The organism is Devosia sp. Root413D1 (assembly GCF_001425235.1).
Lineage (GTDB): Bacteria > Pseudomonadota > Alphaproteobacteria > Rhizobiales > Devosiaceae > Devosia_A.
In genome coordinates this window covers 1,016,254-1,033,020 of the sequence record NZ_LMEA01000011.1, presented here as the reverse complement: position 1 = coordinate 1,033,020, position 16,767 = coordinate 1,016,254, and the positions used below count along the sequence as shown (strand labels likewise).

The 16,767-nt window shown below is 66.1% G+C and carries 15 protein-coding genes; 5 read left to right on the top strand and 10 right to left on the bottom strand.

Features of this window, described 5'->3' with window-relative positions; genetic code table 11:
* Nucleotides 1-26: 26 nt before the first annotated feature.
* From ASC89_RS22325 to ASC89_RS22310, 4 genes are all read right to left on the bottom strand, one after another.
* On the bottom strand, nucleotides 27-1,232 hold the full coding sequence (locus ASC89_RS22325) for an integrase core domain-containing protein (RefSeq protein WP_056001880.1): 1,206 nt from the start codon (nucleotides 1,230-1,232) through the stop codon (nucleotides 27-29).
* Nucleotides 1,233-1,526: 294 nt separating this feature from the next.
* Nucleotides 1,527-2,531, bottom strand: a complete 1,005-nt coding sequence (locus ASC89_RS22320) for a pyridoxal-phosphate dependent enzyme (RefSeq protein WP_056001877.1) — start codon at nucleotides 2,529-2,531, stop codon at nucleotides 1,527-1,529.
* 16 nt (nucleotides 2,532-2,547) lie between these two features.
* Complete coding sequence (locus ASC89_RS22315; RefSeq protein ID WP_056001875.1) at nucleotides 2,548-3,051, bottom strand: RidA family protein; 504 nt, start codon at nucleotides 3,049-3,051, stop codon at nucleotides 2,548-2,550.
* A gap of 100 nt (nucleotides 3,052-3,151) precedes the next feature.
* Nucleotides 3,152-3,922 carry an IclR family transcriptional regulator gene (locus ASC89_RS22310; RefSeq protein ID WP_056001872.1) on the bottom strand — a complete coding sequence of 257 codons (771 nt, stop codon included), beginning with the start codon at nucleotides 3,920-3,922 and terminating at the stop codon, nucleotides 3,152-3,154.
* Nucleotides 3,923-4,115: 193 nt separating this feature from the next.
* Here ASC89_RS22310 and ASC89_RS22305 point away from each other — a divergent pair, with 193 nt between their 5' ends.
* From ASC89_RS22305 to ASC89_RS22295, 3 genes are read left to right on the top strand one after another with little or no spacing between them, the layout of a single operon-like run.
* Nucleotides 4,116-5,075 carry a sugar ABC transporter permease gene (locus ASC89_RS22305; protein WP_082533523.1) on the top strand — a complete coding sequence of 320 codons (960 nt, stop codon included), beginning with the start codon at nucleotides 4,116-4,118 and terminating at the stop codon, nucleotides 5,073-5,075.
* A complete protein-coding gene (locus tag ASC89_RS22300; protein ID WP_156384724.1) occupies nucleotides 5,072-6,007 on the top strand; it encodes a carbohydrate ABC transporter permease in 936 nt (311 codons plus the stop codon). Before ASC89_RS22305 ends, ASC89_RS22300 begins: the two co-directional genes overlap by 4 nt.
* 46 nt (nucleotides 6,008-6,053) lie before the next feature.
* Complete coding sequence (locus ASC89_RS22295) at nucleotides 6,054-7,586, top strand: DUF3502 domain-containing protein (protein ID WP_082533522.1); 1,533 nt, start codon at nucleotides 6,054-6,056, stop codon at nucleotides 7,584-7,586.
* Between the two features lie 61 nt (nucleotides 7,587-7,647).
* Here the strand turns inward: ASC89_RS22295 and ASC89_RS22290 are convergent, their stop codons facing one another.
* From ASC89_RS22290 to ASC89_RS22270, 5 genes are all read right to left on the bottom strand, one after another.
* Nucleotides 7,648-8,607, bottom strand: coding sequence for a class 1 fructose-bisphosphatase (locus ASC89_RS22290; RefSeq protein WP_056001866.1), 960 nt, complete (start codon nucleotides 8,605-8,607; stop codon nucleotides 7,648-7,650).
* An 87-nt stretch (nucleotides 8,608-8,694) separates the two neighbouring features.
* On the bottom strand, nucleotides 8,695-9,480 hold the full coding sequence (locus ASC89_RS22285; protein WP_056001863.1) for an SDR family oxidoreductase: 786 nt from the start codon (nucleotides 9,478-9,480) through the stop codon (nucleotides 8,695-8,697).
* Nucleotides 9,477-10,409 (bottom strand): dihydrodipicolinate synthase family protein, encoded by a 933-nt coding sequence (locus ASC89_RS22280; protein WP_056001860.1) that lies wholly within the window; start codon nucleotides 10,407-10,409, stop codon nucleotides 9,477-9,479. The genes ASC89_RS22285 and ASC89_RS22280 overlap by 4 nt, the downstream gene beginning before the upstream one ends.
* Nucleotides 10,410-10,481: 72 nt before the next feature.
* Complete coding sequence (locus ASC89_RS22275) at nucleotides 10,482-11,351, bottom strand: amidohydrolase (RefSeq protein ID WP_056001857.1); 870 nt, start codon at nucleotides 11,349-11,351, stop codon at nucleotides 10,482-10,484.
* Nucleotides 11,348-13,045, bottom strand: coding sequence for an IlvD/Edd family dehydratase (locus ASC89_RS22270; protein WP_056001854.1), 1,698 nt, complete (start codon nucleotides 13,043-13,045; stop codon nucleotides 11,348-11,350). The genes ASC89_RS22275 and ASC89_RS22270 overlap by 4 nt, the downstream gene beginning before the upstream one ends.
* Nucleotides 13,046-13,300: 255 nt before the next feature.
* Here ASC89_RS22270 and ASC89_RS22265 point away from each other — a divergent pair, with 255 nt between their 5' ends.
* Together ASC89_RS22265 and ASC89_RS22260 are read left to right on the top strand one after the other, a co-directional pair.
* Nucleotides 13,301-14,326, top strand: coding sequence for a Gfo/Idh/MocA family protein (locus ASC89_RS22265; RefSeq protein ID WP_056001851.1), 1,026 nt, complete (start codon nucleotides 13,301-13,303; stop codon nucleotides 14,324-14,326).
* A gap of 33 nt (nucleotides 14,327-14,359) precedes the next feature.
* Entirely contained in the window at nucleotides 14,360-15,025 is a 666-nt protein-coding gene (locus tag ASC89_RS22260) for a GntR family transcriptional regulator (protein ID WP_056001848.1), read from the top strand.
* Between the two features lie 123 nt (nucleotides 15,026-15,148).
* Here the strand turns inward: ASC89_RS22260 and ASC89_RS22255 are convergent, their stop codons facing one another.
* Nucleotides 15,149-16,753, bottom strand: a complete 1,605-nt coding sequence (locus ASC89_RS22255) for a GH39 family glycosyl hydrolase (RefSeq protein ID WP_056001845.1) — start codon at nucleotides 16,751-16,753, stop codon at nucleotides 15,149-15,151.
* Nucleotides 16,754-16,767: the final 14 nt, after the last annotated feature.

Genomic DNA, 16,767 nt, shown 5'->3' with positions numbered 1-16,767 from the left:
GTGAGCAAGCGGGAAGATCGCTGACACTATTGTCCGGATACATCGCTGACAGTTTTCACGGTGTTGGGGGCTGGTCGAGCTGGTCCGAACCTTGAGAGTTTCTGGGTGTAGCGGTCGATGAGGACGAGGGGCACGTTGGCGAAGCGGACCAACCAGTGTCCGTCGTCACGCTCGGTGATGCCGACGACCTCACCAATGAGGGCCTCGGAGATGAAGATCATTCCGCCACGCCACCTGACCTCGCCGCTCGCTCGTACCCGGCGAACCTGCTCGTGCGGCCCATAGGAGGGATCCTCAAGTCGCTCGCAGAACGGGCGCGGGGAGTCGCTGTAGAGCTCGGCCGGCGGTCTCTGGTCGAGCGCCTCATGGGGGCGCTCGAAGTTGTACTCGTGCCGGAAGGCCTCGAACCGGCGCTGTTGCTGGGCTGCCGTATCGGCCGGTGGATCGCAGGTCTCAGCCTTCAGGGTGCCGTGCATACGTTCGTGCCGGCCGTTCTGTTGCGGCTTGCCCGGATAGATCCGTTCCAGGTCGATCCCCATCTTGACCCAGCGCGCCGATAGCCGGGTCAGTCCGCCTGCGCCGGTAGAAGCGAAGGGTGAACCGTTGTCGGAACGCATGGCCTTGGGCAGACCGTGCTCGCGGAACAATCGGTCGGTGACCTTGCTGACCGCCTCGGTGACAGGCTCGATGATCTCAAGCCCCAACAGGTATCGACTACGGGCATCGCTCACCGTCAGGGGATCGCAGCGCGTGCCGTCGGATGTGCGGATCCAGCCCTTGAAGTCGATGCACCAGGCGTCGTTGGCAGCTGCCACTTGGGCAAAGGGCTGCTCGATCGTCAGCGCTCGCCGGCGTCGGCGACGCGGCTGGCTCAGTCCCTCGCGACGCAGCAGATCGGCAACCGTGCTCGGCGCCGGCCACGGCCAGTCCGGATGCTCACGGCTCAGTATCGCCAGCAGCTTCTTGGGTCCCCAATAGGGCTTGCGCAGGCGAGCCTCGATCAGTTCAACCACCACATCGGCCGGCGTCGCTCGGCCATGATGGTGCGGTGCCCGCGAGCGCTCCTCAAGCCCACCGGCGCCTTCCTCAGCAAAGCGCCGCTGCCACTTGTAACCGGTCTGTCGGCTGATGCCGTAGCGCTCGCAAAGAACGCTCATCGGCTCATCGCCAACAAGGCAGTCCGCCACGAACTGCACCTTCGCATCCATCACTGACGTCGCTTCCCACGGCATCGACAGGTCCTCCTGTCAGCCATGTATCCGGACTAAACTGTCAGCGATCTATCCGGATCGGACCGCGGCACCCCCCCCCCCCCCCCCCCCCCCCCNTCGCATCCATCACTGACGTCGCTTCCCACGGCATCGACAGGTCCTCCTGTCAGCCATGTATCCGGACTAAACTGTCAGCGATCTATCCGGATCGGACCGCGGCACCCCCCTCCCACCAGCCTTTCGGCTGGTCCCCCCTCCCCCGCAAGCGGGAGAGGTGCGCCGGCTGAGCGGGCGGTGTTTGACCTCGCACCAGCCCTAATACCCAAACTCCCCCACATGCGCGAACAGCCCCGGCAGCCCGCCGGTGTGCACAAATACCAGCGTATCCGTCGGCTTGAACGCCCCCCTACGAATGGCCGCGATCATCCCGGCCGCGGCCTTGCCGGTGTAGGTCGGCTCCAGCAGCACGCCTTCGGTGCGCGCAAAAAGCTCAATCGCTTCGATCACCGCCCGCGTCGCCGGCAGGCTGAAATCGGCGCGCTGGGTGTCGTCGATGGCGAAATCCGCCTCGCCGATGCGCCTGCTGATGCCGAGCAGTTCGGCGCATTTGTTGGCGTAGGCGATGGCGTGCGCTTTGCTCTGGTCGTGCGGCGAGGCCACCGAGACGCCGGTGATGCCCAACTGCTGGTCCAGCGTCCGCAACCCGAGCACCAGCCCAGCGGTGGTGGGGGCGGCGCCGGTGGCGAGGAACAGGTGGGTGGGCTCCCGGTCGAGGCCGGCGAACTGGGCAACCAGTTCCTCGGCGGCCGAGACATAGGCGGCGGTGCCAAGGGTCCCGGTCTTTCCCGGATGGTAGACCAGATAGGGCCGGTGCCCGGCGGCCGTCGCCTCGTCGCAAAGCCGGGTCAGCTCGGCGACCAGCGCCGGATCGAAGCGGTCGGCGATCGGGGTCGTGTGCACCTCGGCGCCGAGGATCTCGAACAGGAAGCGGTTGCCGGTGAGTTCTCGCGCGCCAGTGACGCCGGTGAGCAGCAGGATCGGCTGCATCCCCAGCCGGTTGGCGCCGGCGGCGAGTTCGCGCAGTTTGTTGGATTGCTCGCCGGCCGAGGCGATCACCGCGGTGGCGCCCTCCGCTTTGGCGTCGCCCAGCACGAACTCGAAGATGCGGGTCTTGCTGCCGCCGACCGAGAGACCGCTGAGGTCGTCGCGCTTGATCAGGATTTGCGGTCCGCCCAGCGCGGCGCTCAGCCGCGGGGCCGGCTCGAGCGGCGTCGGAAAGTGGCCGAGCGCAGCGCGCGGCAGGTGATCGACAAGTCCCATGGTGCCCCTCCAGCAGTCAGTCCACGGCCACGATGGCTTCGATTTCGACGGTGATCAGCCGGGGCAGCGAATTGACCCCGATGGCGGTGCGCGAGTGCGCGCCGGGCTCGCCGAACACCTCGAAGAACAGGTCCGAGCAGCCATCGATCACCCGGGAATGCTCGGCGAAATCCGCGGTCGAGTTGACCATGCCGAACAGTTTGACGATGCGGCGCACCCGGCGCAGGTCGCCCACCGCCTCATGCAGCACCGAGATCAGGTTCAGGCCGGTAAGCCGCGCATGCCGATAGGCCTCGGCCGAGCTGACATCGTCGCCGACCTTGCCGGTATAGAGCCGCCCGCCTGCCTCGGTCGGGCCCTGGCCCGACAGGAAGATCATGTCGCCCTCGCGCGTCGCCGGCCGGAAATTGGCGATCGGCGTCGGCGATAGCGGCAGCGTCAGCCCCAGCGCCGCCAGCCGGGCATAGGGATCGCCGGCGAGGCCTTGGGGCAGGGCGGCGGAAAGAGGCTCGTTGGTCATTGCGGGTCCGAAGCGATCGTCATGGCAAAGCCACGATAGAGCGACGCTGCATCCGGATGCAACAGCATTCTTGCATCCGGATGCAGGATGCGGCAGCGCCTCAGCCGAGCCCCATGCTGATGCGGTCGGCGGTGGCGAGAGCGGTGGCGAGGACCAGTTGCTCGTATTCGGCGTCGCGGCCGGCGAGAAACGGGATACTGACGGCGGCGACAACGTCGCCGGAGCGATCGCGGATCGGCGCGGCGTAGGAGTTGACCGAGGCGCTGAACTCGCCATGGTCGCGCGCCCAGCCCTGTTCGCGCACCCGCGACAGTTCTTCCTCCAGCGCTTCCGGCTCGATGAGGGTGCGTTCGTTGTAGAGCGTCAGCGGCCGCGAATAGATGCGCTGGCGTTCGGCCTCGGGCAGGAAGGCGAAGAGCGCCTTGCTGCTGCCGCCGGCATGGATCGGCAGCTGCTCGCCAACCCTCGCATGCAGCGCGTGCTGCTTGGTGCCGGGGGCGACGGCGACGACCAGCACATGGCCGCGATCATAGATCGAGATCTTCGCCGTCTCCCCCAGCGAGCGCGCCACGAAATCGAGATGCGGCTGCGCCGCCTTGGCGACCTGCCCGCCGGATGGCATGCCGACGGCGTCGGCCAGCGACAGCAGGCGGCTGCCCAGCACATAATCGGAATTCTCGAGCTGACGGACCAGCCCATGCGCGGTCAGCGAGTTGAGGATGCGGTAGACGGTGGAGCGCGTCACCCCCGACTGTTCGACCAGGCGCTTGAGGCCCAGCCCGTTCGGGGCCCGCTCCAGTTGCTGCAGAATGGCCATCATCCGTTCGATCGCCGGATTGCGGTTCTGCGCCTCGATCTCCGCCTCACGCATGGCTTGACATCCTGTCCGTTTGGTCGGCACGGTTATCATCTGATACCAAGAGTTTCAAATAAGAAACTGCGGTGTTAGGCGGTTCCAGTGCTTCGGGGAGGGGGCTAGTGAGCTATCGTCGAATCCTGCGCGCCATTGGCTATGCGTGCGCACTCTTGGCGTGCGTGCCCTTGGCGCGACGGCAGCACGACCGATGACCGTCACCAAACCCAGGGCTGGCCGCGCCGGTTCGCGCCGGCATGGCTTGTCGTCGCGCGACAGCCTGGTGCTGCTGCTGCTGGCGTTGCCCGGCATCGCCTGGTTCCTGGTGTTCGCCTACGGCCCGATGGTTGGTCTGGTGGTGGCGTTCAAGGCCTTCAACATTCGCGACGGCATCTTCGGCAGCCCATGGAACGGGCTCGCCAATTTCCGCTACTTCCTGATGAGCGGCGACGCCGCGACCATCGTCTTCAACACGGTGTTTTTGAACGCGCTGTTTCTCGGCGCGTCGCTGTTCGCCGGGCTCGTGCTGGCGCTGATGCTCAACGAGATCCGCGGCGGCCCCTATCGCCGCTTCATGCAGTCGGTGATCTTCTTTCCGTATTTCGTTTCGCCCATCGTCATTTCCATCATGCTGCAGGTGATCCTCTCCGGCGTCGGCGGGCGCGGCGGCCTCGTCAACAACCTGTTGAGCGTCGTCGATCTGCCGCAGGTCAGCTGGTACACCGAAGCCGGCGCCTGGCCGTGGATCCTCACCATCGTCAAGGTGTGGCAACTGGGCGGCTACACCTCGGTGATTTTCCTCGCTGCCATCACCTCGATCTCCGAGGAGGTCTATGAGGCCGCGGCGATTGATGGGGCAAGCCGCTGGCGCATGGCGCTGTCGATCACCGTGCCACTGCTGCTGCCGACCTTCGCGGTGCTGGTGGTGCTCGGCGTCGGCCGCATGTTCTTCGGCGATTTCGCCACCATCTACGCCATCGTCCAGGACAATGGCGTGCTGTTTCCGACCACCGACGTCATCGACACCTATGTGTTCCGCTCGCTGCGGATGATCGGCGATTTCGGCACTACGGCCGCCATCGGCCTGTTCCAGTCGGTGGTCGGCTTCGTTTTCGTGGCGGCGGCGGTGCTGGTGCAGCGCCGCTTCCACAAAGAAAGCAGCATCCTGTGAGTGCCATCGATCAGGATAGTGCTGGGGCCGCGGCGAACGTCGGCGCGCAACCGGTTCGGAGGGCCTCCCGCCGCCGGATGGAGCCGTTCGCGGCCGTCAGCTACGTCACCGTCACGCTGTTCGGGCTGTTCTGCCTGGTGCCGCTCTGGATGATCGTCGCAGGCTCCTTGACCGATGAGTCGGTGCTCGGCCTCAATGGCTATAGCCTCTTCCCGCAGCCCTTCTCGCTTCGGGCCTACGAGTTGCTGTTCACCGGGCAATCCCTGCTCAACGGCTATGTCGCGTCGCTGTTCATCACCGTGGTGGGCACGATCCTCTCGATCTCGTGTACCGCCGCGATCGCCTGGGTCATCGCCCGGCGCCTGCCGTTCATCAGCCGTCCGCTGACCATGTTTGCCTATGTGCCGATGCTGTTCAACGGTGGCCTCGTGCCGTTCTACCTGCTGGTGACGCAGGTACTGGGTCTCACCAACAGCTGGTTCGCCATGATCCTGCCGCTGATGCTGGCGCCCTTCCTGATCTTCGTGACGGTGAGCTTCTTCCGGCAGATGCCGGAGGAGATCCTCGATGCCGCCCGCATCGATGGGGCCGGCGAATTGCGCATCTTCTTCCAGATCGTCTTGCCGCTGTCGAAGCCGATCCTCGCGGTGCTCGGGCTGTTCTACGCCGTCACCTACTGGAACGAGTGGTTCACCGGCCTCCTCTTCCTCACCGATCCGGACAAGTTCCCGCTGCAGCTGATCCTGCAGAACCTCATCTCCAACGTGACCAATGCGGCCAGCCTGCCGAGCTCAGCCGGGGCGGCGATGGCGCCCGTCTACCAGCTGCGCTTCGCCATGACGGTGCTCACCGTCGGCCCCATTCTGCTCGCCTACCCATTCGCACAACGCTTCTTCGTCAAGGGCATCACCCTTGGCGCCACCAAGGGGTGACGACGGCACCTGAGTCCGTCGCACAAATGAGGAGGAGACGACCAACATGAGACTCACGCGCAGACACTTCATGGCCCTCAGCGGGGCCGCCGGCATGGCCACGGCCTTTTCAGGCCTGTCGCCGGCATTCGGCGCCAGTTCGGGCACCTCGGTGGCCTTGCTGCCCTCGCAGGCGCCGACCAACTGGAAGGCCGTGCTCGACAAGGCCAATGCCAAGCTCATGGAGGAGCATGGCTTCACCTTCGATGCGCAGTTCATCAACTGGAGTAACTACGGCCAGCAGTCGCTGCTGAAATTCACCGCCGGCGCCCAGTTCGACACGGCGCTGCAAGCCCTGTGGCTCAACATGGCCCAGCTGCAGCAGAGCGGCGCCCTCGCCGACCTGACCGGGCAGATCGACAAGTGGCCCAACCTCAAAAAGCAGATCGCGCCCAAACTGATCGAAGCCAATTCCTGGGGTGGCAAGCTGTGGGGCATCCCGCAGGTCAACAGCGCCGGCCGCATCCAGCACTTCGGCATCCGGCAGGACCTGGCGGAGAAGTACGGTTTCGCCGAAATCAACGATTTCCAGACGCTCGAGAAGTTTTTCTACGCCATCAAGGAGAAGGAATCGGGGGTCACGCCGTTTGCCCTCGCGTCGCAGACCGGCTGGCAGACGGCGGTAGCGACCCCCACCGGCATGTTCAACGAGTACTCGTGGGAAAATCCCTACACCATGCAATACTCGCTGGCGGGGTCAGGCCTGCGCTTCTACTTCGACAAGGATGCGGCAACGACCGGCTCGTCGCGGCCGATCCCCTGGTGGGACGATGCCGGCACCGTCGAGGCGCTGCGCAAGATTCGCCAGTACTACCAGGATGGCATCATCAACGCCGACGCGCTCAACGTCGACCAGGCGACGATCGAGAGCCAGTTTGGGGCCGGCCGGTTCGCGGGCCTCTGGTCGATGACCGATGGCCTCCAATCCAACCGGCTGGCTGGATTGAAGCGCGCCGTCCCGACCGCGGCCCTGGGCCAGGTCCTGCCGTTTGGCGGGCCGCTGGGGGGCGTCAAGCCGGTGCAGACCTTCCAGGCCGACAACATGATCGTGGTCAATGCCAATGGCGGCGATGTCGATCGCGCCATGGCGCTGCAGGATTGGTTCTCGGTGCAGGAGAACCACGATCTGGTCGGCCTCGGTATCGAGGGTACGGACTGGAAGGCGGTTGGCGACAACAGCTTCGAGCAGCTCAGCACCTATAGCTTCCCCAGCTATGCCATCCTGTGGCGGGCAGGGCTCGAGCGCCTCACCTCGTCGATGACCGAGTCCGAAAAGAAGGTGTTCGGCTGGGCGCAGAACTACGACAACTTCACCTCCGACACCTTTGCCTCGTTCATCGCCGACGTGACCCCGGTCAAGGAAGCCGCGGCGCAGATGAACAACGTGATGACGCAGTACGCCAACCCGCTGTTCTACGGGGTCGGCGACGTGGATGCCGGGCTCGACAAGCTGAAGAAGGCCGCCGACGCGGCCGGCCTCGACGTGATCATGACCGAGCTGACCAAGCAGGGCGACGCTTACCTCAAGTCGCGCACCTAGAACGCTCGGCTGACAGAGCTATTGCGGAGAGCGCCAGCGGCGCCCTCCGCAACCGGCTCCGTTAGTCCGCGACATAGCCGACATACTCGTCGACCTGCCGCTTCGACCCCAGCACCACCGAGATCCGCTGGTGAATATCGCTCGGAGCAACAGCGAGCAGGTCGAGCTGGCCGGTGGTGGCGCCGCCGCCGGCCGTTATGACGATCAGGCTCATCGGGTTGGCTTCGTAGAGCAGCCGCAGCCGGCCGCCGTGCTTGGCGGTTTCGCTGTCGGATGGGTAGAGAAAGATGCCGCCGCGGCTGAGGATGCGCAGCACCTCGGCCACCATCGAGCCGACCCAGCGCATATTATGGCGCTGGCCCAGCGGCCCGAGCTCGCCGATGAGGCAATCGGCGATATAGCGCCGGGTGCCCTCGTTCCAAAACCGCTCGCGACTGGTATTGATCGAGAATTCCGGCATGTCCTCGGGGATCCGGATGTCGGCCTCGACGAGATGGAACTCGCTGCCCGACAGCACGAACAGCTCGACCGTTTCCCCGAAGGTCAGCACCAGCGAGGTCGCTGGGCCATAGGCCACGAAACCCGCGGCGCGCTGGGCGCCGCCGGGCTGCAGGAGGTGGGCTTCGGCGGTGGCGGGGATGATCGAAAAGATCGAACCGACGGTGACGTTGACGTCGAGGTTTGAGGAGCCGTCCAGAGGATCGAACAGCAACCCGTGTGTTCCCCCTGCGGCGAGCCGGATGGGATGGTCCTCCTCTTCGGATACCGCCCAGGCGATGGCCGGGTTGGCGCGACAACGCTCGAGAAAGATGCGGTTCGCCTCGATATCGAGGGGCTTTTGCGCTTCACCCTGGACGTTGGTCGTCCCGGTGGTGCCTGATAGCCCGGCGATCGGGGCGGTGCGCAGCACATGGGCGAGTTCGGCCGAGGCCGCAGCGACATCGGCGGCGATCGAAGCGGCGTCGGCCAGTTCCGGGTTGGTCGCAATTTGGGCGAGATAGGCGGTGAGGGTGGTGCTCATTCATCTGCCACGTTGGGAAACCGGCACGACGCTAGCGTGCAGGGCCCCCACGCGACGAGATAGACATTGTGCGATTGGCGGTTCGGCCTACACCGAACGGATCATGCCGCCATCGACGCGGATTTTGGCGCCGGTGACGTAGCCGGCGCGGTCGCTGGCGAGGAAGGTGACGACGTCGGCCAGCTCCTCCGGCTTGCCATAGCGGCCGGCGGGGATGGTGGCGAGCGAGGCCTGGCGCACCGCATCGAGGCTGAGGTTCTGGCGCTTGGCGGCGGCTTCGTCGAGCTGGTCGACCCGGTCGGTGTGGACGCGGCCGGTGACGATGATGTTGACGGTGACATTGTCGGCCGCCACTTCGCCGGCGAGGGTTTTGGACCAGCCCAGCACCGCGGCGCGCAGCCCATTGGAAATGGCGAGGCGCGGGATCGGGGATTCGATGCCCGACGAGGTCAGCGTGACGATCCGGCCCCACTTGCGCTCGACCATTTTGGGCAGCAAGGCCTGGGTGATCTCGATCAGGCTCAGCACCATGGCGTCAAAGCCGCCGGCCCAGGCTTCGGGCGCGGTGGAGCGGGCCTCGCCGGGGGCGGGGCCGCCGGTATTGTTGATGAGGATATCGACGCCATCAGCCGCCAGCACCTGCTGCAGCAGCGCGTCGCGGCTCGCCTTGTCGGTAAGATCGAGCGGCAGGGCGGTGATGCGGCCGGTGGCGCCGGGGTCGAGCGCATTGTTGAGCGCCGTGATCTCGGCGACGCTGCGCGAGGCGCCGATGACTTGCGCCCCCTCATTGGCAAGCGAAACGGCGATGGCGGCGCCGAGGCCCTTGCTGGCGCCGAGCACCAGGGCCTTCTTGTTTTCGAGCCCGAGTTTCATGCGCCGATCTCCTTGAGGCGTTTGGTTTGGGCGCTGAGCAGCCGCTCGACATCGGCGATATCGAGAGCCGAGAGCGCCGGACGCGGCTTCCTGAGGGCGCCCGATTTGATGACGCCGCGCTTCGCCAGCACATATTTGCGCGCCGCGAGGCCGAGGCCCTGCTGCTGCTCGTAACGGGCGAGCGGCAGATAGGCTGCAAACAGTTCGGCGGCGCGCTCGAGGTTGCCGGCGACGTGCTCGCGCACCACGCCGACCATCATTTCGGGGTAGCAGAAGCCGGTCATCGCGCCATCGGCGCCGCGGCCCATCTCCTCGGGCAGGAACAGCCCGCCATTGCCGCAAAGGATCGAGATGCGGCGGGTTTCGCCCTTGTCGGAGGAGGCGCGCAAGGCAGTAATTTTGCTCAGCCCCGGCCAATCCTCGTGCTTCAGCATCACGCAGTTGGGCACATCCTTGATGATCCGGTCGATCACCTTGGGCACGATCGTGACATTGGTGGTGAGCGGATAATCCTGCAGCACGAAGGGCGTGTCGCCGAGCGCCTCGCCCACCGACTGGTAGAAGCCATAGGCCTGGTCGTCGGTCTTGATGGTCCAGGGCGGCGCCACCATGACACTGGCGGCGCCTTCGCCCATCACGGCGGTGGCGAGCTCCTGCATCGGAGCGAGGCCGGGGGCGGAGACGCCGACCACCACCGGCAGGCGGCCATCGAGCCGGCGCAGCACCCGCTCGACGACGAGCTTTGATTCCTCGGCAGTGAGTTTCGGTGCTTCGCCCAGTTGTCCGAGCACCGTCAGCCCGTCGACGCCGGCCTGTTCGTAGAAATCCACCATGCGATCGACGCTTTCGAGGTCGAGCGCGCCGTTCTCCTCGAACGGGGTCACCGCGATCACGTATACGCCGCGCGCCGCTTCGGTCAGTCTGGTCATCCTCAATCTCCGGTCAGTCCAGCGGGGGAAGGTGATGCGAGCTTCGATCCCCGGGACAAGAAAGAACTCTAACTAGCGGGAAAAGAACAGCGTTTGCGCGTTGGTGACGAGCACCTGATGCGCCACGCTTTCGTCCCCCAGCCAGTCATGGGTCAGTTCGATCAGTTCGGCATCGTCGGGCATCCGATCGAACAATTCGGTATGCGGCCAGTCGCTGCCCCAGAGCAGGCGCTCGGGGTGCGAGGCGAGGAGCTGCCGCGCCGCATCGGCAAAGGCGGGGAAGCCGGCAGCACGGGTCAGCCGATAGGGGGCCGAGAGCTTGGCATAGCAATCGGGCGCGTCGAGCAGCTGCTGGATCTTCGCCAGCTGTGCATCGGCATCGGCGGCATCGAGATCGAGAAAGCCCAGATGATCGAGCACCACCGGGCAGGTGATGGCCGGCAGCAGTGCGGCGAGCTCTTCCAGTTGCGCCGGTCGCACCTGGAACTGCAGCATCCAGCCGAGATCGGCGATGCGGGCCGAAAGCGCGGCGATCGCGGTAAAGGGCAGGCCGCCCTTGTTGCGGGTGTTGACGCGGACGCCGCGCACCCCCAGGGCATCGAGGCGCTGGAACTCGGCCTTGTCGGTTTCGGGATGCAGCACGACGATGCCGCGGAGGTTCGCCCGGTCGGCGGCCAGCGCTTCGAGCAGCACGCTGTTATCGAAGCCATAGACGCTGGGTTGCACCAGCACGCCCTGGGCGATGTTCACTGCGGCGGCGTAAGCCTGCCAGTCGGCAAGCGTCCGCACGTGCGGGGTGTAGCTGCGCGGGCTCGCCAGCGGCACGCCGTCGGCAAAGACGTGGAAATGCGTGTCGACCGTGCCGTCGGGCAGCGCCCGCGGGGCGCGGTTCAGCGGCCGCGGCGGCAGGCAGAGCGGCGCGTCGGCTGCCGTGAGGCTCACGACTCCTGGTCCTGCATGAAATCGAAATCGGCGCCCTCGTCGGCCTGGGTGACGTGGTTGTGGTAGAGCTGCGCATAGCCACGCGGCGGCGCCGGCTTGGGCGCGGGCAGGGCGGCCATCCGCCGGTCGAACTCTGCGGCGGGAATATCGAGGTGGATGCGGCGGGCCGGCACATCGAGGACGATGAAATCGCCGGTCTGGACGATGGCGAGCGGCCCGCCATCGGCCGATTCCGGCGCGATGTGCAGCACCACGGTGCCGAAGGCGGTGCCGCTCATCCGGGCATCGGAAATCCGCACCATATCCTTGACGCCCTGCCGGGCGAGTTTGCGGGGGATCGGCATGTAGCCGGCTTCGGGCATGCCCGGGGCGCCCTTCGGGCCGGCATTGCGCAGCACCAGGATATCCGCGGGGCTCACGTCGAGATCATCGCTGTCGAGCCGGTTGGCGAGGTCTTCGGTGTTCTCGAACACCACGGCCCGGCCGCGATGCTGCATCAGGGTCTTCGAGGCGGCCGACTGCTTGATGATGGCGCCACGTGGCGCGAGGTTGCCCTTCAGCACCGCCAGCGTGCCGATCGGCTTCAGCGGCGCCGCCATGGTGCGGATGATGGTCTGCCCGGGCTCGTCGACCACCGCGTCGATCACCTCGCCGATGCTCTTGCCGTGGATGGTCGCGGCGCTGGTATCGAGCTCGGCGCGCACTTCTTTCAACAGCGCCGGCACGCCACCGGCCTGGTGGAACTGCTGCATATAGTGCTGGCCCGAGGGCTGCAGGTCGACCAGCAGCGGCACGCGCTTGCCGACTTCATCGAGCAGGTCGGTATCAAGCTTGATCCCCAGCCGGCCGCAGATGGCGGCGAGGTGCACCACGGCATTGGTGGAGCCGCCCATCGCCTGCAGCGCCACCATGGCGTTTTTGAGCGCCGCGGGCGTCAGCAGTTCGCGCACGGTCGGGCCGCCCTCGGCGGCGAGCCGCCCGGCGAGCCTGCCGGTCTCCTCGGCGAGGCGGGTCCGCTCGGCCTCGGTGGCCGGCGCCGAACCGCCGCGGGGCAGGCAGAGGCCCAGCACTTCGGTGAGGTTGGCCATGGTGCTGGCGGTGCCCATCACGGTGCAGGTGCCGACCGAGCTGACCAGCCGGTTATTGACTTCGTTGATCTCGGCTTCGTCGATTTCGCCGGCCCGATAGCGGCCCCAGAAGCGGCGGCAATCGGTGCAGGCGCCCAGCCGCTCACCCTTGTGGTGGCCGGTGGCCATCGGCCCGGTGGGGAGGAATACCGCGGGGATATCGCTGCTGGCCGCGGCCATGATCTGCGCCGGCAGGGTCTTGTCGCAGCCGCCGATCAGCACCACGCTGTCCATCGGCTGGGCCCGGATCATCTCCTCGGTTTCCATCGCCATCAGGTTGCGCAGGTACATCGAGGTGGGCGAGGCAAAGCTCTCGTGGATCGAGATGGTGGGGAACACCATGGGCAGGGCGCCCGACAGCATGACGCCGCGCTTGGCCGCCTCGATCAGCTGCGGCACGTTGCCGTGGCAGGGGTTGTAATCGGAATAGGTATTGGCAATGCCGACGATCGGCCGGTCGAGCGCGTCGTCCGAATAGCCCATCGCCTTGATGAAGGCCTTGCGCAGGAACAGCGAAAAGCCCTGGTCCCCATATGTGGTCAGCTTGCGACGAAGGCCGTCCGGCACTTAATCCTCCTCGCGGCGCCTCGAAACACGCGCCGTTGTGGTGTTCCAAATTAGCGGCGCGCGATGGATTGTCAATAAACAAGCGCGGCAAACCTGTCGCAGATGTGCGGTTCTATCGGTCAAACCCTGGGCGTCAGGCGCATTTTGGCTAGCGATTCGTGGATATGCACCCGATGCGACGATAGATTGCGCTACTGGTTGATTATTGACAAAATGCCACCGAGGGGGCAGTGAAGCCGTAGTAGTCGCGGAGGAATGATGAGCGTGTCCACTCGCCGCATCGGCATGATCGGGGCCGGCTGGGTGACTGGCTACCATCTGCCCGCCTGGGGCCGGCAGCGCCTCCGCGCCAAGGTGGTGGCGATCGCCGACCCGTCGGCCGCGGCGACGGCGCAGCGCGCCGCCGAGTTCGGTATCCCCGGCCTCTATGCGAGCGCCGAGGCGATGCTGGCGGCCGAAGAACTCGATGCGGTCGATATCTGTTCGCCGCGCGAAACGCATGCAGCGATGGTGCGGCTGGCCGCCGCCCGGCAGCTCGATATCCTCTGCCAGAAGCCGCTCGGCACCGATTTCGCCGAGGCCGAGGCGGTGGTCGCGGGCGTCGCGGCGCCGACCCGGCTGATGGTGCACGAGAACTGGCGCTTCCGCGCCTATTACCGGGTGCTGAAGCGCTGGCTCGACGAGGGCGCAGCCGGCGACATCCGGCAGGTGAGTTTCGAGTTCCTGTCGTCGGGGATGCTTGCCGGCGCCGATGGGCTGCGGCCGGCTTTGGTGCGACAGCCATTCTTTCGCACACAGCCGCGGCTCCTCGTGATGGAAGTCTTGATCCACCATCTCGATACGCTGCGCTATCTGCTCGGTGAGCTCGATGTGGTGGCGGCGCGGCTCGAACGCAGCAATGCCGAAATCGTCGCCGAAGACGTGGCGGCGGTGGTGCTGCGGCGGCCGAGCGATGGACTGGTGGTCAACGTCACCGGCAACCTCGCGGTCGCGGGGGCGCCGCCGGCGCCGCGCGATCACCTGAGGATTTTCGGGTCGCGCGGTACGGTGGAACTCAAGGGCGCGACGCTCAGCCTCGAAGCCGCTGTTCCCCGCGCGGAAGACTTCGATCCCGATGCCACCTACCAGGGCTCGTATGATGCGGCGATCGGGCATTTCCTCGATGGCCTCGAGACCGGCAAGCCCTTCGAAACGGCGCCCGAGGATAACCTCAGGACCTTGCGGCTGGTCGAGGAGATCTACCGCCTCAGCCGGTTCGACCCGGCGGCCGAACCGCGCTAACGTGGCGCGCTTCGCGAGCAGTTGGAGGACCAGTTGACGGTCAGGGACGAGATAAGGCCAGGCGTCGTCGAGCACGACGATCTCACCATCGCGCGGGCGCTCGAAGAGGACATCATCTTCGGCCGCCTGGCGCCGGGCACCCGCCTCACCGAGGACATGCTGCTGGCCCGCTTCGAGGTCACCCGGCATTTCGCGCGCCAGGCTTTGGTGCAGCTCGAAGGCATGGGCGTCGTGGTGCGCGAGCGCAACAAGGGCGCCACCGTGCGCTCGCTGTCGCCAAGCGAGGTGCAGGAGATCTACGCCGTGCGCGAATTGCTGCAGCGCCAGGCGGCGCTGTGGATCCCGCTGCCGGCGCCCGAGGCGCTGATCGCCGAGCTCAGCGCCATCCACGAGGAACACGGCCAGCACATCGAGGCGGGGTACCTGCGCGGCGTGCATGAAACCAATGACCGCTTCCACCTGACCCTGTTCGGCGCCTGCGGCAACTCGCATTTGGTGCAATCAATCGAGCTCTACATGCGCCTCAGCCTGCCGGTGCGCGCCAACTCGATGGCCGACAAGGCCTCACTCCGGATCTCGCACGAGCACCACCGGCTGATGATCGAGATGCTGAAGGGCAGCGACAACTGGGTGCTGGCGCAGCTGTGTGTCGACCACCTGCAGCCGAGCAAGCGGAATTATCTGAGCCACGTGAGCTGAGGGGCGCGCACACCGGCCTCTCCGTGATCCTCCCCCGCCACGCGGGGGAGGATTATTGAGAGGCCGATGCCCCCAAAAGATGAGCGCGCGCCGTGGGAGGACGGCGCGCGCTGCTGCTCGGCGTTACGCCTCGAGCCGCAGCAGGGAGACGCCCTGGCGGGGTAGCGTGGTGCGGAGCAGGATTTTGCCGTTGTCGACTGCCACCGCACCGACGGTCTCGATTTCGGCCAGCTGGCCGGCGGCCTCGAGCTCGGCGTATTGGGCGCTGGTTGGGTTCTGCGGGCTGCCCATCGCCTTCCAGACGCCGAAGGCGTTGGAATGGGTTTCGTCCATGCGGTAGTGGCGGAGGGCGGGGGCCTTGCCGGTCCAGCCGTCGACGGTGATCGTCACTTCGGCGCTCGGGCCGGCCTCGTCGTCATCGTGGTAGTGATAGACGAGGACGCTGACGCCGGTGTCGTCGCGGGTGGCGACGACGTTAACGTCGGGCGCGCCGCGTACCCCATCGGCCACGAGGTCGGCCAGCGGCTGGCGCTGCGTACTCGCTGTCTCCAGCCAGTCGCCGCCGAGCTTGCCCAGCATGCGGAAGCCGTTCAGCACCGCCTTGTCGACGCCGTTGGTGGCGAGATCGCGGAAGCCGTCGAACCAGGGCTGGTCGTCGAACAGGAAAGCCCAGGTGACGGCGCCCTCGATGGTGAGGTTGGCGCGCGCCGCCAGCTCATAGGTGCGCAGCATGCTTTCGACCACATAGACGCCGTAGAGCGGCCCGTTCCGATAGCCGTTCTGCGGGTGGTAGCGGGCCGAGCAGGCGGCGCAGCCTTCGGGGTCGGATTCGCCGATGACGATCGGCAGGTGCCTGAGCGAGGGGAACTCATTGATGATCCCCAGATGGGTGTCGATGTCCTTGAGCTGCTTGTGGATGCCCATCCGCACATGGTCCTTGTAGACCACCGGGTTGCCCTTGGCGTGGAAGGCGATGAAGTCGATCGGCGAGTTGTGGTCGACCACGTGCTGCAGGAACTCGCGCATGAAGGTCTGGGCCTTGGGGCTGTTGAAGCCGCCGCAGACGTGCGGGCCGCCGACGCGGGCCTTGGGCAGGGCGCGCTTCACCGCCCTGGCGCTGACATCGTACATTTCGCAGAATTGCGGGATGGTGCCGGTCCAGTAATGGCCGTCGGGCTCGTTCCACACTTCCCACGGCCAGCTCTCGACCACGTCGCGGCCATAGCGCTCGGCCATGTGGTTGGCCCAGGCCTCGATCAGGTCGCCCCACTTCTTCAGATCGTTCGGCGGCGCGGTCCAGCCGGTGGTGATGGTGGCGTATTTGTCGTTGGGCGCCCAATGGTGGCGGTATTCGCCGTCGAAATCCGACAGCGCCTCGGGGGTGAAGCCGATCTGCACCAGCGGGATATTGCCCGCCTCGACATAGGCGTCGAAGATCTTGTCCATGACGGTCCAGTCATAGACCGGCTTGCCGTTGGCATCTTCGGTATAGGCGTTGGTCGAGCCCCATTTCAGCGCCGGCAGGCCGTCGCCGCTGGTCAAGAGGTTATGGGTGCGGATGCGAGGCGGCTCGGGGCTGAGCTCGGTCAGCTCGCGCAGCAGCTTCTTGCCGTGCTCCGAATAGGTGTAGTTCGGCTCGTCATAGCCGAACCAGTTCCACAGCGGCTTGTAGGGCCCGGTACGACGGTCGGCGTGAACCGCAATGCTCACGTCAATAGAACTGCTCATTTCTCTTCCTTGCT

Coding starts and splice junctions, on each gene's coding strand:
- ASC89_RS22325 (WP_056001880.1), bottom strand. CDS start 1,232: ATGCCGTGGGAAGCGACGTCAGTGATGGATGCGAAGGTGCAGTTCGTG.
- ASC89_RS22320 (WP_056001877.1), bottom strand. CDS start 2,531: ATGGGACTTGTCGATCACCTGCCGCGCGCTGCGCTCGGCCACTTTCCG.
- ASC89_RS22315 (WP_056001875.1), bottom strand. CDS start 3,051: ATGACCAACGAGCCTCTTTCCGCCGCCCTGCCCCAAGGCCTCGCCGGC.
- ASC89_RS22310 (WP_056001872.1), bottom strand. CDS start 3,922: ATGCGTGAGGCGGAGATCGAGGCGCAGAACCGCAATCCGGCGATCGAA.
- ASC89_RS22305 (WP_082533523.1), top strand. CDS start 4,116: ATGACCGTCACCAAACCCAGGGCTGGCCGCGCCGGTTCGCGCCGGCAT.
- ASC89_RS22295 (WP_082533522.1), top strand. CDS start 6,054: ATGAGACTCACGCGCAGACACTTCATGGCCCTCAGCGGGGCCGCCGGC.
- ASC89_RS22290 (WP_056001866.1), bottom strand. CDS start 8,607: ATGAGCACCACCCTCACCGCCTATCTCGCCCAAATTGCGACCAACCCG.
- ASC89_RS22285 (WP_056001863.1), bottom strand. CDS start 9,480: ATGAAACTCGGGCTCGAAAACAAGAAGGCCCTGGTGCTCGGCGCCAGC.
- ASC89_RS22280 (WP_056001860.1), bottom strand. CDS start 10,409: ATGACCAGACTGACCGAAGCGGCGCGCGGCGTATACGTGATCGCGGTG.
- ASC89_RS22265 (WP_056001851.1), top strand. CDS start 13,301: ATGATGAGCGTGTCCACTCGCCGCATCGGCATGATCGGGGCCGGCTGG.
- ASC89_RS22255 (WP_056001845.1), bottom strand. CDS start 16,753: ATGAGCAGTTCTATTGACGTGAGCATTGCGGTTCACGCCGACCGTCGT.